Origin of the sequence: Mycobacterium sp. 852002-53434_SCH5985345 (genome assembly GCF_001667155.1) — a bacterium.
In the GTDB taxonomy this organism is placed as follows: domain Bacteria; phylum Actinomycetota; class Actinomycetes; order Mycobacteriales; family Mycobacteriaceae; genus Mycobacterium.
Genome location: NZ_LZIE01000054.1, coordinates 42,058 through 65,716 on the forward strand (window position 1 = coordinate 42,058; position 23,659 = coordinate 65,716).

The 23,659-nt window shown below is 67.4% G+C and carries 10 protein-coding genes; 3 read left to right on the plus strand and 7 right to left on the minus strand.

What is annotated here, in order from left to right; translation table 11 throughout:
* Positions 1–164: 164 nt before the first annotated feature.
* The 4 genes from A5756_RS12910 to A5756_RS12925 form a co-directional block, all read right to left on the minus strand.
* Positions 165–1,223, minus strand: coding sequence for a dihydrodipicolinate reductase (locus tag A5756_RS12910; RefSeq protein ID WP_066952773.1), 1,059 nt, complete (start codon positions 1,221–1,223; stop codon positions 165–167).
* 74 nt (positions 1,224–1,297) lie between these two features.
* Positions 1,298–2,383, minus strand: coding sequence for an acyltransferase PE (gene pe, locus A5756_RS12915; protein WP_066952879.1), 1,086 nt, complete (start codon positions 2,381–2,383; stop codon positions 1,298–1,300).
* Positions 2,384–2,455: 72 nt separating this feature from the next.
* Positions 2,456–5,455 (minus strand): RND family transporter, encoded by a 3,000-nt coding sequence (locus tag A5756_RS12920; RefSeq protein WP_066952775.1) that lies wholly within the window; start codon positions 5,453–5,455, stop codon positions 2,456–2,458.
* A 76-nt stretch (positions 5,456–5,531) separates the two neighbouring features.
* Positions 5,532–6,953 (minus strand): condensation domain-containing protein, encoded by a 1,422-nt coding sequence (locus A5756_RS12925; RefSeq protein WP_066952777.1) that lies wholly within the window; start codon positions 6,951–6,953, stop codon positions 5,532–5,534.
* 332 nt (positions 6,954–7,285) lie between these two features.
* Between A5756_RS12925 and A5756_RS12930 the strand changes: the two genes are divergently transcribed.
* A complete protein-coding gene (locus tag A5756_RS12930) occupies positions 7,286–18,274 on the plus strand; it encodes a type I polyketide synthase (RefSeq protein ID WP_066952779.1) in 10,989 nt (3,662 codons plus the stop codon).
* A 28-nt stretch (positions 18,275–18,302) separates the two neighbouring features.
* Here the strand turns inward: A5756_RS12930 and A5756_RS12935 are convergent, their stop codons facing one another.
* Genes A5756_RS12935 through A5756_RS12945 form a run of 3 tightly spaced genes read right to left on the minus strand, consistent with a single transcriptional unit; the run spans position 18,303 to position 21,003 of the window.
* Positions 18,303–18,725: a PPOX class F420-dependent oxidoreductase gene (locus A5756_RS12935; RefSeq protein WP_066952782.1), complete on the minus strand. Its 423-nt coding sequence runs from the start codon at positions 18,723–18,725 to the stop codon at positions 18,303–18,305.
* A 3-nt stretch (positions 18,726–18,728) separates the two neighbouring features.
* Positions 18,729–19,835 carry an acyl-CoA dehydrogenase family protein gene (locus A5756_RS12940; RefSeq protein WP_066952784.1) on the minus strand — a complete coding sequence of 369 codons (1,107 nt, stop codon included), beginning with the start codon at positions 19,833–19,835 and terminating at the stop codon, positions 18,729–18,731.
* A gap of 7 nt (positions 19,836–19,842) precedes the next feature.
* Positions 19,843–21,003 carry an acyl-CoA dehydrogenase family protein gene (locus tag A5756_RS12945; RefSeq protein ID WP_066952881.1) on the minus strand — a complete coding sequence of 387 codons (1,161 nt, stop codon included), beginning with the start codon at positions 21,001–21,003 and terminating at the stop codon, positions 19,843–19,845.
* 195 nt (positions 21,004–21,198) lie between these two features.
* Between A5756_RS12945 and A5756_RS12950 the strand changes: the two genes are divergently transcribed.
* Positions 21,199–22,050, plus strand: coding sequence for a ComEA family DNA-binding protein (locus A5756_RS12950; protein ID WP_066952786.1), 852 nt, complete (start codon positions 21,199–21,201; stop codon positions 22,048–22,050).
* A 6-nt stretch (positions 22,051–22,056) separates the two neighbouring features.
* Entirely contained in the window at positions 22,057–23,649 is a 1,593-nt protein-coding gene (locus A5756_RS12955) for a ComEC/Rec2 family competence protein (protein ID WP_066952788.1), read from the plus strand.
* The last annotated feature ends 10 nt before the right edge of the window (positions 23,650–23,659 follow it).

Below are 23,659 nucleotides of genomic sequence, written 5' to 3' on the forward strand. Positions count from 1 at the left end.
CTTCCGCATTACCGCCACCCCGGCGCTGCCGCAAAGCTCACCTACGTCGCCGACGACACCGATGTCCCTCGACAATTTGCTCAGCTAAGCACTCTAAACCTTAGTGCACGCAAGCGTTCCTCCGGGTGCCTCCGATGTGGTGAACCGCATATGGTTCCGGGCCGTTACCGGGCCACCCTGCCGGTGACCGGCGGCAGATCGGCAAGCGTCACGATCCCGGGCTCGGCCGCCACCACCGCCGGGACCGCATTGGTCACCGGCATCGCCGTGTAGATCATTCCCAACCCCATGAACCCGGGCTCCGTCCAATCCTTCGGTGGCAGGCAATGCAGGACCGTCCGCATGTTGGGCAGTCCGTACACCTGGATGACGTGGCCGTGCTCCAGCGGCTTGGGCGGCACCACATGATTGCCCATGGTCCAGTTGAACCCGACGCTGACCACGTTGCGGTCGCCCTGCCAGCCGCGGTGGTATCCATAGACGCTGCCGACCGTTCCCGCGGGGATTTTCATGAAGCCCAGATCCGAATCCCCGGTGGCCGCGGTGAAGGTCACGTCGAAGGTCATCCGGTCCAGCTTCGCGCCGATCGCGTCTGCCATCATGGCGGCCGATTCGGCGAAGACCTCGCTTTCGCGCCGCACGCTTTCCGCCAGCCCCGGCGTGTCGGGATCCTGCGAGAAGCCCATCGCCGTCTGCGTTTCCGCCGACTCGTAGGTCGAGCAATCCACGGACTCGGTGATCCGGATTTCGTCGACGCGTTCGCACGCGCCGCTGAGCACCATGCCCACCATGTTGGTCATGCCCGGGTGCGCCCCACTGCCGAAGATCGTCGAACCGCCTCGTTTGCAAGCATCCACGATGCGTTCGCGGTCCTCGGGCGTCTGCTTGCCGCCGGTGATCCAGGCCGCGCTGGAGCACACGTTGACGCCCGCCTCCAGCAAGCGCACCAGCTCATCGATGTTGGGCCACAACGGGTTGTAGCAGCACGCGTCGGCACCTAGGGCGATCAGCGCGTCAATGTCGTTCGTCGCGCGCACGCCGGTCGGTTTCGGCCAGCCGGCCAGTTCGGCGGCATCCACGCCGACCTTGTCCGCTCCGTGCGCGTACACCCCGACCAACTCCATGTCCGGCCTGCCGATGATGGCGTGCAGCGAACGTCGCCCGATGTTGCCGGTCGTCCACTGGATGACGCGCAGCGGGCGGTCCGTCGGGGGTTTGCTCATCGCGTCTCCTTTGACGTGGGCGAATTTGGGTCATTATCGCCGCCATACGCCCGGGCGTGTCTACACCCTCAAGGTCAGCGGTTGCCCTGATTCAGCGCAGCCATGGCACTGGACATCAGCTGCGAAAAGGGATCGCCGCCCCCGCCGAAGGTGGCCTGACTGGCCGGTGCGATCACGGCCGCGGGGTCGAAGCCCCGCACTGGATCCACTTGAAGCGGAGCGGTAAGCGGGTCGTCGTTGCGCGAGTAGCCCGCATTCACCATCGGGGTCAGCTCCGCGTCGAGCTGATTCAGCACGTCTTCCGGCACGCCCAGGTAGCCCAAGGGCAGTACCAGCGGGAGGTGCCTTTCGGGAATCAGATACGTCGTCGTCTTCGCGCCCCTGGAGTTGACGGTCGTCCTGATGTTCTGCGGCGGCACCATGCTGGGGTCGGTGAACGCGACCGCGGTATGACCGGTCGCTTCGCCCACGAGCGTGTTGGCCAGCGCTAACAGGTTGTCCGGCCGGTCCGGAAAGTCGGCGATCATGTCGTAGGCGGCGACGAAGGCCTTGGTGTCGTATTGGCTTTCCACGGGGGGCGGTATGCGGTAGTCCATTGCAGGAACGACGGCGCCGACCGGAAAGAATGAGGTCAGGAAACTCTCGCCGAAGGCGTGATGCCCGACCGGATTGCCAAATGTGCTGAAGACCAATTGGTTTGGTGGGGGAGCGGTCGGATCGTTCGCGAGCCGGGCCTGCTCGGCGTCAACCACAAGCGAACCCTCGGACAACCCGATCGCGGCACCGGGCCCACCCCTGCGGATCGCCGCATCCAGGTTCTCGGTCCCCACGGCGACCGACTCGCCGACGCTGGGGCCATCCACGCCCAAACCCGGGAAGGATTCATCGAGCCGACCAATCCCCGGAAAGAGCCGTTCGAGCACGTGGCCCTGCACCTGCCCCGCCGGGTAGTCGACGATCTCTCGGCTCAGCCCGGGAAACCAGCCGGCACCCAGGCGCCTGCCGTACTCGTCGTACGGAATGCCGGGAACGTGCGCGCCGCCCAACGCGTACGCCGTCCCGTCGCCGGGCTCGTCATCGGCCGTCGCGATCCCGAGGCCGAAATATCCTGTGACGCCGAGGGTTACCACAGCGGTAACTCCTGCGAGTACTTGCCGCATCGCCACTTCCCGCCTGCCCGACTTGGTCTCGTAGTGTCGCATATCGCTCGTCGGCCTCGCAGCTGACTGGTACTAGTCCGCGGTCCCGGCCGGTGACTGGGCTCGCGACCGCTGCGCTCCCGGCCGTGACGGCCACCAGCTGGCCCGCCCGACCAGCGTAGCCAAGGCGGGCACCGTTATGGTGCGGACCAGAAAGGTGTCGAGCAAGATTCCGATCCCGATCACGAAGCCACCCTGGACGACGGTGCCGATGCTGGAAAACACCAGGCCCCACATCGAGGCGGCGAAGATCAAACCCGCCGCGGTGATCACACCGCCGGTCGAACTCAACGCGCGGATGACGCCATAACGCATGCTGTTCGGGGATTCTTCACGCATTCGCGAGACGAAAAGCATATTGTAATCGGCCCCGACGGCGACCAATACCACAAAGGCCAACGGCGGGACGCTCCAATGTAATTGCTGGCCCAGTAGGAATTGAAATGTCAGGACGCCGATACCCACCGCCGACAAGTACGAGATAACGACGGAAGCGACCAGATACAGCGGCGCGACGACCGCACGCAGCAGCGCGATCAGCGTCATCAGCACGACGATGATGGTGACGACAATGATGAATTTGATGTCGTGCTCGTAAAAGTCTCGCGTGTCCCGGAGCGTAACGGGATATCCGGCCATCGATATCGACGCATCCGCCAATGACGTATTCGGTTGGGCTCCTCTGGCGGTATCGCTGATCGCGCTGACCTGATCCATCGCCTCGGCGCTGAACGGGTTGAGTTTGGTCTGCACCAAATACCGCACCGAGTGCCCGTCGGGCGAAATGAACGCCTTGGCGGCCTTTTTGAACTCCTCCATGTGCAGCAGCTGCGCCGGAACGTTGAACCCCGCCATCGACGGTTCCGCCGCGTCGCGTTTCAGCGTGAGGAGGAACGCCGACGCCTCGCCGAGCCCCGTACCCATCTGTTTGATCTGGTCGACGAGTTGGTCCACCCCATCGGCCACTTGCCGGCTTCCGCTGGCGAACCGGTCAGCGCCTTGTTGCAGATGGTTCAGGTCGGCCTGCAGGCCGCCGGGCTGGTCCAGCCCCATGGCATGCAGCGCCTTGACGAAGTTGGCGAGTGCACCACGCAGGTGATCCACCGAGGCGTTGAGGGTCTGCCGGTCTTGGAACGCCTGGAGCTGTCCCGCCAGATCGTTGATCTGGTCGAGGCTTCCGTCACCGCGGGCATTGACCACACGCTCGAATTGGGCGCGGGTGGCGCTGCAGGACGGATCGGCATCGCAAACCTGGTTGCCCTCGAGCGCCGCCAGCACCGGGGCCACCCAGGCGAACATGTCCTTGACGGCCGCAAAGTTGACGCCGATGGTATGGCCGAGGGAATTGATGCTGCTGACGAGCTTGGCGGCGGTGACGACTTCCTTGACCAACTTGTCGCCGCCGTACTGGGTCCTCATCGAAGTGAAAGCCTCGGTCAGGCCTTGCATCCCTGCGACCATCTGGTTGACCTGGCCCCGCACATCGCCGAGGTTGTCGGCCAGGGTGTTGGCCCCGGCGAGCAGTCGGTTGAGATCATCGGCGTGGTCGCTGATCAGGGCCGAACCGGCGCCCAGGCGAGCGCCGATGGCGCCCGCCTGGTAGGTGGCCCTGAACTGTTCCGGCACCGCGCCCGCGGGCCGGGTCACGCCGCTGACCGCAGCGATGTTCGGCAGTTGGCTGACTCGGTCGGCCATCTGCTCCAGATCCGCAAGCGCCCGCGGCGTACGCAGGTCGTGCGGTGACTGGACGAGGATGTATTCGGGAATGGACTGATTGACCGGGAAGTGGCGATCCAGCGCGGCATACCCGATCGAACTCGGTGCCGAGGACGGCAGGGCCTTGCGGTCGTCGTAGTTGTAGCGCACCAAGCCCGCACAGCTGGCGAGGATGATCAGCACCAGCACGCTGGCAACCAGATGCACGCCGGGCCGGCGCACGATGCGAATCCCCGAACGTCGCCAGAACCGGGCGGTCAGTTCGCGTGGGGGCTTGACCCAGCCGCGCGGCCCGGCCACTACCAGGATGGCGGGCAGCAAGGTCATCGCAGCGAGGAAGGCGACGCCGATCCCGATGGCCGACGAGACACCCACCGTGGAGAACACACCCATTCGGGCGAAACTTATTCCGAGGAAAGTGATTCCGACCGTGGCCGCGGATGCGGCGATCACTTTTCCGATCGAGGTGAGCGCCCGCCGCACGGCTTCGTCGAAGTCCGCGCCGCGTCGCAGATAGTCGTGGTAGCGGCTGATCAGGAAGACCGCGTAGTCGGTTCCCGCGCCGGCGATGATGGCGCTCAAGAAGACGATGGACTGGTTCGAAACGCCTAGGCCGCCGATTTGCGAGATTCCGGCGACGACGGCCTGCGCGATCACCATCGACGCTCCGATCGCGAGCAGCGGCAGCAGCATGGTGAGTGGGTTGCGGTAGACCACCAGCAGGACGACGAGCACCAGGGCGGCGATCGCCAGTTCAATCGGAAGGCGATCCCGCTCGCCCGCGACGGTGAGATCGCTGACGGTGGCAGCGGGTCCGGTCAGGTTCGCTGTCAACGGGGATCCGGCGACGTTGTGTTTGACGATGTCGGCAACGCGGAGGTAGGCGGCGTAGGACTTTGGTGTGCCCAATTCGCCGGCGAGGCCGACCGGCAGCACCCAGGATTTGCGGTCCTTACTGGTCAAAACCGGACGCAAGGGCGGCGTGCTGACGAAATCTTGCAACATCAGCACGTCGCGCCGGTCGTCGTGCAGGGCGCTCACCAGCTTGCGGTAGGTGGCTTCGTCGGCGGGCCCAAGCCCTTTCTCATCGCTGAGCACCACCAGCATGAGGTTTTCGGCGCCCGATTCGTGAAACGCTTCGGTCATCTTCCGGGCGGCCACGCTCGACGGCGCGCCGCTCGGCAGCATCGCGAGTGGGTGCTTCTGCGCCATCTCGTTCAGGGGCGGGAACGTCAGCGGCAGTGCGACCGCGATCAGGACCCAGAAACCTATGACGACCCCGGGCCAACGCACCACAAAATCAGCTAGCCGTCGCACATCGACCTCGCTACGCTCCCGGCCGCGTGAAAAGGCCGAGTCCGGAGAAAATCAGTAGCCATCGCACTGTTCCCCGCTAGGCAACGCGCCCCCAATGCCCGCTATCAGCGACCCGCATACAGACGGACTTCATTGCCGCGACATACCGGGCGACTGATTTTCGGGCAACCGCGTTGTCTGGAAACATTATCGCCATCGCGGTGCCTTCCTCGTACCGGAAGGTATAGATCGTTAGCTGGTACGAATATCTTCCGTCGGAGTAGATCCCAATGTTGTTGGTGTAGCCCATCTCAGCTGCCGCGAGCACGGCGTTCATCGGAGCGGCATCCGCATGCAAAAAATTTGTCACCGGAAAGTTAGGGCGGGGCCTGCTCAGCCACGGCGCCAATTCCAGCACGCGGTAATAGGGGACCTTCGCCATGTTCAGACTCGAGTCAAAAGAACTCTGAGCCGCCCAGGCGGCATCGCTAAAGGACACGGCGGCAATCGGCACGGTGATCGGAACCAAGCCGGTAAACCAACCCTGGGTCATGAAGTTGTCCGAAGTTTTTCGGGTATCTCTGGGGGTGAGTCCGTAATAGGTGGCGGCACCTGTGAATTCGTGTTCCACCTGGGCGAGGCAGGCGAACAAGCCGCCGACGAAGCGCGCACCCGCCGCCGAGCAGGCCGCTTCGAATCTCGCGGTTTGTTGCGCGTCCATCAGGGTGTCCGTGATCATCTCACTCTTGCTGGGCTCCAACGGATTTCCCAGTGGCAAAGGGAACTCCGGCAGGCTTCCATCGTTGTTCTCGGCGAAGTCGATCCACGCGCGCACCTGCGGCGAATCCAGGGTCAAGTCTGACGTGTAGCGGCGCTCTTCGGCGCAGAAATCGTCAAAGCTGCCGGCGGCGGGCAGCGCAAGGGGCCCCGCGCCACCCGTCAACGCCATGTACAGCGCGTGGGACTCCACCATCGTGATGCCGATCAGCGCCGCGTCCCCGTGGACGTGGTCGATGCTCGCGTAGAAGGTGAAGTGATTCTCGTTTTGGACAATCCCGAAGCTGAAGCACTCCCAGTGCAGCGGATCGGGTGTGGCCACCACATGGTTGTGCAAGTCGTCAACGGCCATTTCGCCGTGGTCGGTGGGCGCGAATTCGATATCGGCGGGATCGTCGATGGTATGCCGAATGATGTCGCCCGCGTCGGTGTGCTCAAACCAGCTGCGATACGTGTCGTGCCGGCGCAAATATGCATTGAGCGCGTCATTCATGGCGGAGATGTCGCACTGGCCGGGGACTTCGCAGGTCGCGATGATTTGCCGTGAATAGTCGAGCCCCGAGGTCGTTTGCCGGTGATAACCCCGAAGATGCTGACTCTGCATATAGCTGACGGGCACCGGGCTGACCGGCGCTTGCCGGGCCCTTTCCCGGGCCGTGGGTGTCGGGTGCCAGGAGATGAGAACTCCTGGGCTCGGCGTCCAATCACGGATTGAGCCGATGGTGATTTTCCCGATACGCAATATCTTCTCCTCGTTCCGCCAGCGCTGCGGTTCCGGCCGGCCGCTGGCGAGATCAAGATAGCTTCTTCGGCACCCACCGTCCCCGACATGCCGGGCCGCACGTGCTCGCAGCGACAGGCGGGGCTACCGATTAGGGTGATGGGCGGCCCGGCGTGGGACGCAGTCTGGCATCCGGCGACACTACTCGCCGTAGGGGGAACGATTCTCCTGCGTACCGGGTCGGCATGTGGTGCAGTGATCGGGTCACACGGTTTGGTCCGGAGTTACGGACCCGTCGCCGGAGGCCGGCCCCGGGGATCTACCTTCGCGGGTCGATGCGAGAGGACAGATGCATGGGAACCGCCGAAGCTTCAACAGAGAAGGCATCGGGTTTCGCGATAGTCGGCTACGCAGCCCGTGTTCCGGGTGCTGCCGACGCGTCGGAGTTCTGGGACGTGCTGCGGCACGGGCGGGATGCGGTGTCAGAGGTGCCCCCGGACCGGTGGCGTGTCGAGGAATTCTTCGACCCCGATGCCGACGCGCCCGGGAAGATTGTGAGCCGACGGGCGGGCTTCGTCGACGACGCAGTGGGGTTCGATGCGCCGTTCTTCGGGGTATCGGCGCGTGAGGTCATGCTGATGGACCCACAGCATCGGCTGTTGCTGGAGACGGCATGGCAGGCGGTGGAGCATTCAGGCACGGCCCCAACGGCTTTGGCGAATACCAACACCGGGGTTTTCATTGGTCTGTCCACCCATGACTACCTGGCGATGGTCTCGGATGAGCTGAAGTACGACGCGATCGACGCGTACATGGCGATCGGGACGGCGGCCGCCGCGGCAGCCGGGCGGATCAGTTACCGGTTGGGGCTGCAGGGCCCGGCCGTCACGGTCGACACCGCGTGCAGCTCGTCGTTGGTGGCGGTCCATCAGGCTTGCCAAGCGCTGCGGCTGGGGGAATGTGACCTCGCGCTGGCCGGCGGTGCGAATGTCCTGCTCAGCCCGGCCACGATGATGACCTTTTCGCGGGCGCACATGCTCGCGCCCGATGGCCGCTGCAAGACGTTCGACGCGGCGGCGGACGGCTACGTGCGCGGTGAGGGATGCGGTGTCGTCGTCCTCAAACGGCTGGACGACGCGATCCGCGACGGTGACCGGATTCGGGCGGTGGTCCGCGGCAGCGCGGTGAATCAGGACGGCGCGTCGGGCGGACTGACCGTGCCGAACGGTGTCGCCCAGCAGCGCGTCATCGCCGAGGCGCTGAAGCGCGCCGGCGTCTCCGCCCGCGACGTGGGATACCTGGAGGCGCATGGGACCGGGACATCGCTGGGCGACCCGATCGAAGTCCAGGCCGCGGCCGCGGTACTCGGCGAGGGTCGTGATGCGGGCCGGCCGCTGTTGATCGGGTCGGTGAAGACCAATATCGGGCATCTGGAAGCCGCCGCGGGGATCGCCGGAATCATCAAGGTTGTCCTGTCGCTCGAGCACCAGGTTTTGCCGAAGCACCTGAACTTCGAGAACCCATCGCCCTACATCCCGTGGGATCGGCTTGCGGTGCGGGTGGTGGACGAGGCCACCAGCTGGGAGCGCAACGGTCGACCCCGGGTTGCGGGGGTCAGTTCGTTCGGCTTCTCCGGGACCAACGCGCACGTCATCCTCGAGGAAGCGCCCCAGCTCGCTGCGCCCGCGGTACCCGTCGCGAAGACCGCGGACGGAGGATTCAGCGTGCTGCCGCTGTCGGCGCGCACCCCAGAAGCCTTGGCGCAGCTGGCCGGTCGATACCGCAGCTGGTTGAGCGCGCATCCGGATACCAGCCTGTCAGAGCTGTGCTTCACCGCCGGCGTCGGCCGAGCTCACTTCGAGCACCGCGCCGCGTTGGTGGTCAATTCGACGGAGTCCGCCGCGGAGTTGCTCGGGGCGCTCGCCGACGACCGTCCCGCGCCGGGTTTGGTGCGGGGAACGTGCGACGACAGGCCGAAGACGGCGTGGTTGTTTCCGGGTCAAGGCAGCCAGTTCGCCGGCATGGCCCGGGAGTTGTTCGAAACCGAACCGGTGTTTGCCGAAACGATGACCCGTTGCGCGGCGGTGGTCGATGGCGCGCTCGAAAAGCCAATGTTGGACGTCATTTTCGACCCCGCGAGTTCCGAAGATCTGCGGCGGACGAACAACGCCCAGCCGGCGTTGTTCGCCGTGGAGATGGGCTTGGCGAGGCTCTGGCAGTCGTGGGGCCTCGAACCCGACGTGGTGCTGGGTCACAGCGTCGGCCAGTATGCCGCCGCATGCGTCGCCGGTGTGTTCAGCCTCGAGGACGGAGCGTCGTTGCTCGCCGAACGCGGTCGCCTCTTCGGCGGTTTGCCCGCGGGCGGTCGGATGGTGGCGGTCTTCGCCGCCGCGGAGCGGGTCGAGGGCTTCACCGACGAATTCCCGCGGCTCTCGGTGGCCGCTTACAACGGTGCCAATACCGTGCTGTCGGGACCAGCAGAGGATCTGGACCGGGCGGTGGCCAGCTTGACCGCCGACGGTGTTCGATGCGAGTCGCTGGACACCAGCCACGCGTTCCATTCAGCGCTGCTGGACCCGGCCCTCGATGAATTCGAGTCGTACGCAAGCCGATTCGATTTCTGCTCGCCACAACGGACTCTGGTATGCAACCGCACCGGCGCCGCCCTCGGCCGGAATGCGAAACTCGATGGACCGTACTGGCGCCGCCACGCGCGCCAGCCGATCGAATTCGCCAAGAGTGTGGCCACCCTGGCCGATCTCAATTGCGCCATGCTGCTGGAGGTGGGTCCGCAACCGGTGCTCACCGCCGCGGCTTTGCGGGCATGGCCTGACCGGGCGGCGGCGCCGCGGGCGATCCCGTCGTTGCGCCGAACCGGCGGCGACCACCGCCAGATCATCGAAGCCCTTGCCACCGCCTACACCGGCGGTCACCTGCCGGACTTCGGGGCTCTGCAGCAGGGGCCGACGCGCAAGCTCGACTTGCCCACTTATCCGTTCCAGCATCGCCGGTACTGGTTCCGGGACAACGACGTTCCATCCACCCAGGTGCCCGCGAAAGCCGATGCCACGCGCACCGAAGCCGTCCAACTTCTCGAGGACGGCCGGATCGAGGAACTTGCCGCGCTGATCGACGGTGCGAACGCCAGCCGGCAGACCACCGACGTGCTGACCAGGCTTGCGGCACAACACAACCGACAGCGGGAAACCGAGTCCATTGCGGATGCTCGGTACGAGATCCGTTGGGAGAAATCCGTTGCCGCGGCCACCCGCACGGACACCGTTTCCTGGCTGTTGATCGGCGATGACGCCGAAGCGGTCGCACCGTTAGCCGACGCGCTGACCGCTCAGGGTCATCCGTTCCGGATCGTCGGGCTGCCGGTGTCCGACGCCGAAGAGGAGCGGCTCGAATCGGCGCTGCGCGCGGCGGCGGCAGAGCAACCGACGCTACGCATCCTGCATTGCGCGGGGCTCGATCGGGGCAATGCGCCATCGATGCGTTCCTTGTTGCGGATGCAACACCATGTCCTGGGCGGAACGCGTCGACTCTTCCGCGCCGCTGCCGCCGCCGAAATCCGCGCACCCATCTGGCTGATAACCCGTGGCGCGCAACGTGTCACCGCGGCCGACAGCGTACGGCCCGCACAGTCCTGTCTGTGGGGGTTCGGGCGCGCCGCTTCCCTCGAGCATCCGCAGTTGTGGGGCGGGCTGGCTGATCTGTCCGAAGGCACTGCCGGCGAGTGGACCCGGTTGATCAGTCAGGTGGTGGCAGGGCCGCGTGGCGAAGACCAAGTCGCGCTGCGAGACGAAGGTGTCTATGTCGCCCGGCTGACCCGGCGCGAAGGGCGGCCGATCGGAACACCGCTCGCCTTGCGTGCCGAGGCCACCTATTTGGTGACCGGTGGATTGGGCGCGGTCGGGCTGGAAATCGCCGGATACCTGGCCGCGCACGGTGCCGGGCACCTGGTGTTGACGGGCCGGCGCCCGCCCAGCGATGCGGCGCAACGGCGGATCGATGCCATGCGCGAACAGTGGGGCTGCCAAACGCGGGTCATCACAGCCGATGTCGCCAATCCGCACGACGTTGCTCGCCTGCTGGCCACCGTGCAGGCCAAACTACCGCCGCTCGCCGGGATCGTCCATGCCGCCGGAGAGATCGGTAACACGCCGCTGCGCCACCTGGACGATGCTGAAGTGGATCGGGTGTTCGCGGGAAAGGTCTGGGGCGCTTGGCATTTGAGCGAGGCTGCCGTGGACCTGGCGCTGGACTTCTTCCTCAGCACATCCTCGATCGCCTCGGTATGGGGCAGCTTTGGCCAGACCGCATACGGCGCGGCCAACGCCTTCCTGGACGGATTGTCCTGGCGGCTCCGCGAGCAGGGTGTCACTGCGGTGAGCGTCAACTTCGGTCCGTGGACGGCCGGCATGGCCGACGAAGACGCACGTGCGCGACTGGAGCAACGCGGAGTCCGCACGCTGCCGCCCGCTGATGCGCTGGCCGGAATGGCCGAGCTCATCGTGGCTTCTGCGACGCAAGGGGTGGTGGCTCGGATCGACTGGTCCCGTTTCCTGCCGCTCTATCAGCAGGCGGGCAAGCGGTCCTTCCTCGAGGAGGTCGGCCGCGAGGTGCCCGAGTCGGTGACGGCCCCCGAACCTTCCGCTGGGCCCACGCGGTTCGTGGAACAGCTCACCCTCGCCCCGGCGCAGCAGCGCAAGAAACTCCTCGTCGATTACCTGCGCGATGTTGTCGCCGAGGTGACACGGATCGACGCGGCGGAGATTCGGGAGGAGGCCGGATTCTTCGACCTGGGCATGGATTCGCTGATGGCGGTCGAATTGCGGCGCCGCGTGGAACATGCGGTGGGCAAGGAACTGCCGGCGACCCTGGCGATGGACTACCCGCGTGTCACCGACGTGGCGGAGTACCTGCTCACCGACGTCCTCGGCCTCACCGCGCAGGCGGGCTCCAAGGCGGCTACCCAGCCGCCGCCGTCGCTGTCGACCGGGTCCGCGGACGAGCCGATCGCGATCGTCGCGGTGGCGTGCCGTTTTCCGGCCTCGCCCGATCCCGAAGCGTATTGGGAAGTCCTGTCCGGCGCTGTCGACGCGATCCGGGAGATCCCGGATGACCGCTTCGAAATCGACGAGTACTACGACCCGGACCCCGAAACGCCGGGCAAGATCTACAGCCGCAGCGGCGGATTCCTCGACGGGATCGACGAATTCGATCCGGAGTTCTTCGGTATCTCCCCGCGCGAGGCCTTATGGATGGACCCGCAGCAGCGGTTGATGCTGGAGATCGCTTGGGAGGGGCTGGAACGCGCCGGCTATTCCCCTGCGGCCCTGCGCGGTAGCCGAAGCGGCATCTTCGTCGGCGTGGCCGCCAACGAATACTCACACCTGCTGTCGCGGGACTCGGTCGAGAGCATCGAAGCACACTTCATCACCGGCAATGCGCTCAATGCCATCGCGGGCCGAGTCGCGTTCGCGCTCGGGCTGGAAGGACCGGCCGTGGCGGTGGACACCGCGTGCAGCTCCTCGCTGGTGGCCGTCCATCAGGCTTGCCAGGCGTTGCACTCCGGTGACTGCGATCTGGCGCTGGCCGGCGGGGTGAACGTCTTGCTGAGTCCGGCCTCGATCGTCGCCGCCTCCCGCGCCCGGATGTTGTCGCCGGACGGAAGGTGCAAGACCTTCGACGCCGCCGCCGACGGCTACGTGCGCAGTGAAGGCTGCGGCGTTCTGGTGCTCAAGAGGCTGAGCGATGCGCAGCGCAGTGGCGACCGCGTCTGTGCCGTCATTCGGGGCAGCGCGGTCAATCAGGACGGCGCCTCCAGCGGTTTGACCGTGCCCAACGGGGGTGCGCAGCAGCGGCTTATCTCCGCGGCGCTGGCCCGGGCCGGCGTCGCCGGTCCAGACATCGATTACCTCGAAGCGCACGGCACGGGTACCTCCCTGGGTGACCCGATCGAGGTGCAGGCCGCGGCGGCCGTCTACGGCGCCGGCCGTGACCCGAACCGGCCCTTGCTCATTGGATCGGCGAAGACCAACCTCGGCCACCTCGAGTCGGCCGCGGGGGTCGCCGGTTTGATCAAGGTCGTGTTGTCTCTGCAGCACGAACTTCTGCCGCAGAACCTGCATTTCCAGAATCCCTCGCCGCATATTCCGTGGGACTCGTTGCCGGTGCGGGTGGTGGACAGGGCGATGCCCTGGCAGACCGACGGCAGGCCCCGCCGGGCCGGAGTGAGCTCGTTCGGGTTCACCGGCACGAACGCCCATGTGCTGCTCGAGGAGGCGCCGCCGCAAACGGTGGCCGGCGACCCCGCAAACGGTGACGCGACGGCGCCGGAGTCGGGCGTCTCGGGTGATTGGCTCGGCGTGTTTGCGTTGTCGGCGCGCTCGCCGCAGGCGTTGGCGGCCTTGGCGCAGCGCTACGGCACCTGGCTGGACGCACACCCCGAGGTTGACATCGCCGACGTGTGCTTCACGGCCGGCGTCGGGCGTTCGCATTTCGAACACCGCGCCGCCCTGGTCGTCGATTCCGTCAAAGGTGCCCGCGACGCATTGGCCGAATTGGCCGAGAGCCGGGTGCGACCGGGTGTGGTCCGCGGCGAGTGTGCCGACCCGCCGAAGACGGCGTGGCTGTTCACCGGCCAGGGCAGCCAGTACCCGGGGATGGCTCGCGAATTGTTCGACACGGAGCCGGTATTCGCCGAAACGGTGACGAGGTGCGCGGAAGCGGTCGAAGATCTGCTGCCGCGTCCGTTGCTGGAGGTGGTGTTCGACACCGACCGCGACTCCGGGGGAGACGCGTTGCGGCACACCTCTTTTGCTCAGCCGGCGCTCTTCGCGATCGAGATGGGCCTGGCCCGGTTGTGGCAGTCGTGGGGCATCGAACCCGACGTTGTGCTTGGGCACAGCGTCGGCCAGTATGCGGCGGCATGCGTGGCCGAAGTCTTCAGCCTCGAGGACGGGGCACGGTTGATGGCCGAACGCGGCCGGCTCTTCGGCAATCTGGCCGAGGGCGGCCGAATGGTGGCGGTGTTCGCCGACGCCGAGCAGGTGGAGGACGCAGCCAAGCAGTTCTCCGCCGTTTCGGTCGCCGCCTACAACGGCCGCAATACGGTGCTGTCGGGTCCGGGTGCCGAGCTGGAAAAGATTGTCGCGATCTTCAGCGATGACGGGATCCGCTGCACCTGGCTGGATACCAGCCACGCCTTCCACTCGGAGCTGCTAGAGCCGGCGCTCGACGAATTCGAGTCCTATGCGGCGCGGCTGCAGTTCGCCACCCCGACACGGCCGCTGGTCTGCAACCGCACCGGCGCCGTGCTCACGGCGGAAACCGCGCTCGACGCGCAATATTGGCGGCGGCATTCCCGCCAGCCGGTGCAGTTCACCGAGAGCGTCCGCACGCTGGCGGCGCTGGGATGCTCGGTGTTGATGGAGATCGGGCCGCAACCGATTCTGACCGCGGCTGCGGTGCAGGTCTGGCCGGAACACTCGCCGGCGCCACGGGCGATCGTTTCCCTGCGCAAGGGAGCGGGCGCCCGGCGCCAGATGGCCGAAGCGCTTTCCGCGGCGTACGTTGCCGGACATCGGCTCGAGTTCGCTGCGCTGCAACAACTCCCACGCCGCAGGCTCGACCTGCCCACCTATCCGTTCCAGCGCCGGCACTTTTGGCCCAAGGCGTCCGGGATCGCAGGCACCGATGCTCAGGGCGGCACGGTATCCGCCATCTTGGGCGCTGAAAAGGACCTCGCCTCGGGTGACGTCGTCTATACCAGCCGGTTGTCCGTCAAGTCCCAGCCGTGGCTGTCCCATCACGTCATCTATGGCACCGTCGTCGTTCCGGGCGCGACCTACGCGGCGATGGCCCTCGCGGCGGTCGGAACGCCGGCTCACGTGCGAGACGTCTTCTTCTATGAGCCGATCATCTTGGCCGACAAGCAATCTCGCGAGGTGCAGCTGACATTGCATCCCTCCGAGGATCGCGGCGGCTGGACCTTCCAAGTGCACAGCCGCCCATATGGCGTCCGCGATGCCGAGTGGGCGCTGAACGCCGATGGCGCCGTCTTCACCGGTGTCGACGAAGAGTCGGCAGTTGATCCGGCGGACCCCGTCGAAGCGGCGATCGAGCGGTTGAACCGCACCCGTCCCCAGCAGCTGTTCGACACCTTCGCCGACATGGAGCTGGCATGGGGTCCGACCTGGTCGACGTCCCTGAAATCGCTGTGGGTGGGCGAAGGTGAGGCGATCGGCGATGTCGTCGTCGGCGATGAACTCGCCGAACACCTGGGAAGTGAGCCGGTCCATCCGGTGCTGCTGGACCTGTGCACGGGCGTCGCCTTCCCGGCCTTCCCGGCGCTGCTAGCGGCGACCGAACGCGGAGCGGTTCCGGATCTGTTTCTCCCGCTGCGGTACGGGCGGGTGGTGCTGTCGGATCGGATGCCGCAGCGGTTCTATTGCCGAGCGAAGTGGCGTACCGGCGGCGTCGAAAGCGAAACGCAGGTCTTCGATCTCGATTTCGTGGATCGGAATGGCCGTCACCTCGCCGGAATACGCGAGTTCACCGTCAAACGCGCGCCCCGGGAAGCCTTGTTGCGCGGGCTTGGCGGCGACGTTTCCCGGCTGCTGTACACGCTTGGCTGGCACGAGGTGCCGGTGCCGGAGGCGATCAGCGATCCCGGGCACGGCGAGAAGGCCCCCGGCCCATGGCTGGTCGCAGGGTTCGACGAGCTGGCGGCCGAGTTGCCGGGTTGTATCCGGTCCGAAGGGGCGATGGGCCGGCAGGGCTGGCAGCAGCTCATCGCGCACGCGCATGAGAGCGGTACGCCGGTCACCGGCATCGTCTGGCGCGGCAGGGGCCGGCCGAACGCGGAGGAGTCAAGTGACGAATTCGGCGCTCGGCTGGAGGCCGACGTCGACAACCTCCTCGGCGCCATGCGCGCCCTGCTGGCCGAAGAGGGAGTGCAACTGCCCGGCGGGCTGTGGATCGTTACCGAACGAGCGGTGGCGACCGAAGCCGGCGAGCAGGTCGATCCCGTGCAGGCGGCGCTGTGGGGGCTGGGACGCACCGCCATCGCCGAGCAGCCCACACTGCGCTGCAGGCTGATCGACCACGACGGATCGGATGCGGCCGCGCACTCGCTAGCGCGCCTGCTCCGCACACCGGACGGATCCGTTCAAGAGCCGGAACTGGCACTGCGGCAAGGAAAGTTCCTGGCATCGAGGCTGGTGCCATGGGCGCGCAGCGGTCACCTCGCGGTGCCGCGCGCGGGCGACTATGTCCTCGCGCCGACCGAACGCGGCGCCATCGACAACTTGCGACTCGCCGAGACGGAAGTGCTGTCGCCGGTTGCGGGCCAGGTGCAAGTTCGGGTGGAGGCCGCCGGTCTGAACTTCCGGGATGTGCTCAATGTGCTGGGCCTCTACCCGGGCGATCCGGGGCTGATCGGCGGCGACTTCTCCGGCATCGTCACCGAGTTGGGTGCCGGCGTAACCGGATTCGAGGTCGGCCAGCGCGTCTTCGGCTTCATGCAGGGAGCATTTGCCAGTCGGATCAATGTTCCCGCTCAATTGCTGGCGCCGGTACCGCACGGGCTCAGCGCGGTGGCCGCGGCGACCATTCCGGCTGCCGCACTCACGGCCCGGCTCGCCTTCGACTGGGCGCAGCTGAGGCCCGGTGACCGCGTCCTGATTCACGCCGCGAGCGGTGGTGTCGGACTGGCCGCCATCCAAATGGCGCAGCAGCACGGGGCGACCGTCTTCGCGACCGCCAGCGCCTACAAGCGCGCGACCCTGCGCAAGTTGGGCGTCGAGTATGTGTACGACTCGCGCACAACGGATTTCGCCGACCAAATCCTCGCCGACACCGGCGGTGCCGGCGTCGACGTGGTGCTCAACAGCCTGACCAACGAGGGCTTTGTCGAAGCGACCGTACGGGCCACCGCCCACAGCGGCCGCTTCGCCGAGATCGCCAAGCGAGACATCTGGACTCCGGAGCGAATGGCGGAGGCCCGCCCCGACATCGACTACGAAGTGGTGGCGCTGGACGGGACCATTCTGCAAGACCCCGAGCGCATCCGGCGGTTGCTGGCCGAAGTGTCGGACGGGTTGGGCAGCGGCGAGTGGGCACCGCTGTCCGCCGAGATCTACCCCCTGAGCGAAGCCAAAACCGCGTTCCGGCGCATGCAGCAGGCGCGGCATATCGGCAAGATCGTGCTGCAGATGCCCAACCCGCTGCAGCCGCAGGGCGATCGGAGCTATCTGATCACCGGGGGCCTTGGTGCCCTCGGCCTACACACGGCGTCCTACCTGGCCCAACTCGGTGCCGGTGACATCGTGCTGACCGGCCGCCGCGCACCCGACGCGGACGCACAACAGGTGATCGCCAACATCACTGAGCGCTACCGCTGCCGGATCCACACCCTTGCGGCCGACATCGGCGACGAGTCCCAGGTCGAGGAGTTGCTGGAGCGGATCCGGGCGGAGCTGCCGCCGCTGGCGGGGGTGGTGCACCTGGCGGGCGTACTCGACGACGCGCTGCTGCCGCAGCAGAGTGTCGAACGCTTCCGGACAGCCCTGCTGCCGAAAGCATTGGGGGCGTGGAACTTGCACCGATTGACCAGGAAGGACGATCTGGACTTCTTCGTCCTCTACTCGTCGATCTCCAGCGTGCTCGGTTCGCCCGGCCAGGCCAACTATGCAACCGCCAACGCGCTGCTCGACGGGCTCGTCGCCGAACGCAGAGCGCAAGGCCTGCCCGCGACCAGTGTCAACTTCGGTCCCTGGGCGCATGGCGGCATGGCCGCTTCGGAGGCGGCGCGCGCCAATCTCGGTGCGCAAGGCCTGGTTTCGATGGAACCCACGGCTGCCCTCAATGCGCTCGGCGAAATCGTCGCCCACGGAACGGGGCAGGCGAGCGTGATCAAAGCCAACTGGCAGCGTGCCGCGAAGATGCTGCGCGGTTCACGCCCACCGATTCTCGACCACTTGCTGCCGAGCGACGCCGCGACGGCACCCGGCGACAGCGAGCTGCTCAAGAAGCTGCACGAGGTACCGGAGGCGGAGCGAGTCAGTTTCCTGACGGAATTCCTGCAGCGGGAAGTACAACAATTCCTGCGGCTTGCGCAACCTCCCGCCGCGACCAGCCGCTTCCTCGACCTCGGTACCGATTCACTGATGGCGGTCGAACTCCGTAATCGGTTGTACGGCCAGTTCGGTGGCGCGTTCACCATTAGCGCCACAGCGGTTTTCGACTATCCGACGATCGGCTCGCTCGCCGAGTACCTGGCCAGTCAGGTGCCGGACCTGGCCCCGGAGTCGATTGAACCCGTCGGCGGATGATCCGGGCGGCGATGCTTCGGCGCCGGCGTCAGTCGCTGATATCGAAACCGGCGATGACCTTGGTCGGGCGCACCCGCACCACAAGCTCGCCGGGCGCGGAGTTGCGGCGGCCGAACTCCTCGGCGCGGTCGGCGCCCATGTACCGGGCGCCGGTTCGGGTGGCGACGTCGAGCACGTCGGCCGGGTCCTCACTCACCGTGGCCACGCCCTGGACCTGAACGAACGAATACGGCGGATGGGGATCGTCGACGCAGATCACCACACGCGGATCGCGGTGCAGGGCACGGCCTTTCGATGTCTCGCGGCCGGTGTTGAACGCCAGCTGGTCCCCGTCGACCACGAACCACACCGGCGCGACCAGGGGTCGGCCGTCGCCGGCGACATAACCGAGCATCCCGGTGCGGGTGCCGGCTGACAGGAACTCGACGACTTTGCCGGAGAGCTCTGTCATGCGCTAGAGACGGGCCAGGTCGTAGTCGCCGATGTGGTCGATCAGGTTGTGCAGGTGCTCGCCGGAGGCGCCCAGCGTGTTTTCGATCGCGGTGAGCCGGGCCGCGTAGTGGGCGACCGGATATTCCGCGGTCACACCGATTCCGCCGTGCAGCTGGATCGCCTCCTGCGCGATGTGCCGGCCCGAGCGGCCGATCTGCAGCTTGGCCCGCGAGGCGATCACCGGGTCGAAATTGCCGTCAGCGATCGACATCGACGCGTACAGGCCCATGCTGCGCGCCAGTTCCAGCGACACGTACATGTCGGCCGCGCGCTGCGTGAGCGCCTGGAATTTGTTGAGCGTGACGCCGAACTGCTTGCGGGTCTTGAGGTAATCGGTGGTCAGCCGCAGCGCCTCCTCCATCGCCCCGACCGCTTCGGCGCACAGCCCAGCCTGGATGCGGATCACCGCGTTGCGGATAGCCTGCGACGCGTCCGCCGCTTCGCCCAAGGGTTCCGCCGGTGTGGCCTCGAAATCGACCTGCGCGCCGCGTTGTCCGTCGAAGGTCCGGTACGGGTGACGCGTGACCGCGCTCGCGTCGGCCAGAAACAGGCCGGTGCCGCCGTCCGGCAAGGCGGCGCTGACCACCAGGGCGTCGGCGCAGTCACCGGCGAGCACCGGGTTCTTGCGCCCGCTCAATGTCCACGAATCTCCTTGCCGCACAGCCTTGGTGCCCACGTCCGCGGTCGGGTTGCGATGTCCGGGTTCCAGGTGGGCGAAGGCCAGCAAGCGTTGGCCGGCCGCGACGTCGTCCAGCCCTTCCTTCTGGGCGTCGGTGCCCAACTCGGCGATCAGCGCACCCGGTGCCAGCGCGGCGTGCAGGATCGGTTCGGGAGCCAGCCGGCGCCCCGCCTCGACGAGCACGACCATGATCTCGATCTGGCCCGCCTCCTCGGGGTCGAACCCGAGGCCGAGGATCCCGGTGTCGGCGAGCTGACTCCATACTTCGCGGCTCCAGCCCAGATCGGAGCCGATCACCTTGTTGCGGCTTTCCGGGTCGTAGCTGCGTGAGAGCAGGTCGCGGGTCGTGTCGCGCAGCAGGGTCTGCTCGTCGGTCAACTGAAAGTCCATGGCTGCCTCACAATCCCAGAATGGTGGACGCGATGATGTTGCGCTGCACCTCGTTGCTGCCGCCGTAGATCGACGTCTTGCGGTAATTGAGGTAGTGCGGCGCACTGTGTTGCGCCCAGTCCGGAGACGCGATGCCTTCGCCGTCGGCCGGCAGGGCATCGGGCCCGGCCACCTCGACCAGCAGCTCGGTGGCGATCTGCTGCAATTGGCTGCCGCGCAATTTGAGCACCGACGAAGCCGGATTGGGCTGGCCGTTCGCGGAGTCCGTGACCACCCGCGACTGCGTGAGTTCCAATGCCAGCAATTCGTTTTCGGCCTCGGCCAGGCGCGCCGCGAACAGGGGATCCTGCAGCACCCCGGTGGCCGCCGCGTGTTTCTTCACCTCGGCGAGGCGCACCTTGGTCCGGCCGACACCGGCGATGCCGGTGCGTTCGTTGCCCAACAGGAACTTGGCGTATGTCCAGCCCTTATTCTCTTCTCCCACAAGCTGGTTGGCGGGTACCCGGACGTCTTCGAAAAAGATCTCGTTGACCTCGTGACCGCCGTCGATCGTCTTGATGGGCCGCAGCGTGATGCCGGGGGTCTTCATGTCGAACAGCAGAAACGAGATGCCCGCCTGCCGCTTGGGCGCCTGCGGGTCGGTGCGCACCAGGCAGAAGATCCAGTCCGCGTACTGGCCGAGCGTGGTCCAGGTCTTCTGCCCGTTGACGACGTAGCTGTCGCCGTCCCGCACCGCGGTGGTGCGCAACGACGCCAGATCCGAACCGGCCTCGGGCTCGGAGAATCCCTGACACCACCAGATGTCGAGGCTGGCCGTCGGCGGCAGGAAGCGTTGTTTGACCTCCTCCGAACCGAATTCGGCGATCACCGGGCCCACCATCTTGGTGTTGAAGTTCAGCGGCTCCGGGACGCACGCCAGCTGCATCTCGTCGGCCCAGATCTGGTGCTGGGTGGCCGTCCAGTCCTTGCCGCCCCATTCGACCGGCCAGTTCGGTACCGCCAAACCGTGCTCGTGCAGGATCTTGTGGCTGGTGACGATGTCGTCGTGCTTCACCTCCGCCGCGCCCCGGCGCACCCGCTCGCGCAGCTCTTCGGGAATCTTGGTGGTGTAGATGGTGCGGAGCTCGTCGCGGAACGCGGCTTCCTCCGGTGTGAGCGCCAGTTGCACGGCGACCTCCTGTCGTCTGGGGCTGAACATGGTTACCAGCGTCGGATGGATGCCCGGTCCTGGCGATGCGTTCTCCGGTCCATCTTGACCCATCCCGTACAGCGGTTGTGCACAGCCTCGGTTTAATCCACAGCCGGGGTCGCGGCGTCGCCGGGTGGGGGCCGATCTGGCGGTCGGCGCACCTACGGTCGGCGCATGCGAACAGAACTTCCCGCCGAGCGTCTGCAGCGGCGACTCGGTGCCCAACCGGACGCCGAGCCCGACGGCGCCGCGTCGACGTCGCCCGATCAGGCGGTGGACGAGGACCAGAATTCGCTGCTGCCGCGGTGGCTGCCGGATGTGTCCGCGGATCGGGGCTGGGTGGCCAGGCTGCGCGCCGACCCGGGGCGTGCGGGTGCCATCGGGTTGGCGATCGTGGCCGCGCTGGCCGTTCTGGTCACGGTGTTCACGCTGCTGCGCGACCGGCCGGCGCCGGTGATGTCGGCCAAACTGCCGCCGGTCGAGAAGGCGTCGACGGCGGGCCCCAAGTCGTCGGCGGCCCCCGGCGCCGGCCCCGACCGGCCAGTGGTGGTGAGCGTGGTGGGCCTGGTGCACAGCCCGGGACTGGTCACCCTGGCGCCCGGGGCGCGGGTCGCCGACGCGCTGCAGGCCGCGGGCGGGGCGGTGAACGGGGCGGACACCGTCGGGCTGAACATGGCGCGTCCGCTCGGCGACGGCGAGCAGATCGTCGTCGGCCTTCCGCCCGTCCCCGGGCGGCCGGCGGCGATGGGAAGCTCGGTCGCCTCCGGTTCCACATCGACGTCCAAGCCACCGCCACCGCGGACCGGAGCGGGGCCGGGGAAGCCGAAGGCGGGTGAAGTGCTCGACCTCAACAGCGCGACCGTGGAGGACTTGGACGCCCTGCCCGGCGTCGGGCCGGTCACAGCCGCCGCGATCGTGGCCTGGCGGCAGGCCAACGGCAAATTCACCAGCGTCGACCAGCTCGCCGACGTCGACGGCATCGGGCCCGCGCGGCTGGAGAAGTTGCGCGCCCTGGTCCGTGTCTGAAAACCGGTGCGGGAATGCGGTCACGCCGAATCGGGCGCGGCACGCGTTGACGCGCGCCTGGTGCCGGCCGCGCTCACCTGCTGGGCGGTGACAGCCGCCGGGATCTGGTGGCCGATCGGCCGGGCGATCGCGGGGGTCTGTCTGTTATTGGTTGCCGCCGCCGGCGCCCTGGTGTGGCGCGCGGCGCGCCGGCGGGGCGAATCCGGGAGGCACCGGGCCGTCAGCGCCGGCCTGGTCGCGGTCGGCGTCACCGGCGCGGGCTTCGGGTTTGCGGTCGCGCTGCGCGCCGAAGCTGTCGATCGCCACCCGATCACGGCGGCGTTCGGGACGGCCGTCCCGGTGACAGTCACTCCCACGGAGAGCCCGGTGTCGTTGGGTCGCGGCCGGCTCATGTTTCGCGCCAAGCTGCAGCGCCTGCCCGACGCGCAGATCTCGGGGCGCGTGGTCGTCTTCGCGCGCGCATCGGATTTCGAACCGGAAGCCGACGGGCTGATGGTGGGCCGACCAATGCGGTTCACCGCGAGGATCAGCCGCCCGACCCGCCGCGACCTCACCGTCGCTGTGCTCAACGCGTCGGGCCGCCCGACCCTGGGCACCGCCGGCGCCGTGCACCGGGCGGCGCACACGGTGCGGGGCCGATTCGTCGCGGCGGTTCGCGGCGCGCTGCCCGGCGACCAGGCGGCGATGCTGCCTGCCCTGGTGCTGGGCGACACCTCGGCGGTTCCCGCCGAGACCGACCGGGACTTTCGCGCGGCAGGGATGACGCACCTGATGGCGGTGTCGGGCGCCAACGTGACCATCGTGTGTGCGGCCGTGCTGTTCTCGGCGCGCCTGATCGGTCCACGGGCGGCCGTCGTCCTCGCCGCCGTGACGCTGGTCGCGTTCGTCATCGTCGTGGAACCGACGGCGAGCGTGTTGCGGGCGGCCGTGATGGGCGCCATCGGGCTGGCGGGGTTGCTTTCCTCGCGGCGGCGGCAAGCCATCCCGGCGCTCTGCGCCGCGGTGCTGGTCTTGCTGGCGCTGGCCCCGCAGCTGGCCGTCGACGTGGGCTTCGCGCTGTCGGCGATCGCGACGGCGGCGTTGGTGTTGATCGCGCCGTCCTGGTCGCGGCGCCTGGCGGAAAGAGGCTGCCCCAAGCCGCTGGCCGACGCCCTGGCGATCGCCGCGGCCGCACATGTCGTGACCGCTCCGCTGGTGGCGGGCATCTCCGGGCGGGTCAGCCTGGTGGCAGTGGGCGCCAACCTCGCGGCGGCGCCGGTCATCGCGCCGATCACCGTGCTCGGCAGCGCGGCGGCGGTGCTGAGCGTGGTGTGGCCGCCCGGCGCACACGTGTTGGTCCGTTTCACCGGCCCCGAACTGTGGTGGGTGGTGCGGGTGGCGCAATGGTCGGCGGGCGCGCCCGGTGCGACGCTGCCCGTTCCGACCGGGGTGCCGGGAGTGGTGCTGGTCGCTGGGGTGACCGCGCTGATCGTCGTGGCGGTCACGAGGCTGCGCGGCCGGCGCTGGTTTGGCGCCGCGCTCGGCCTGGGCGGGTTGACGGCTGCCCTCTGCGCGCTGGCTTGGTGGCTGTCGAAGGTGGTGGATCCCGGGGCGGCGTAGTCGGTCCCTC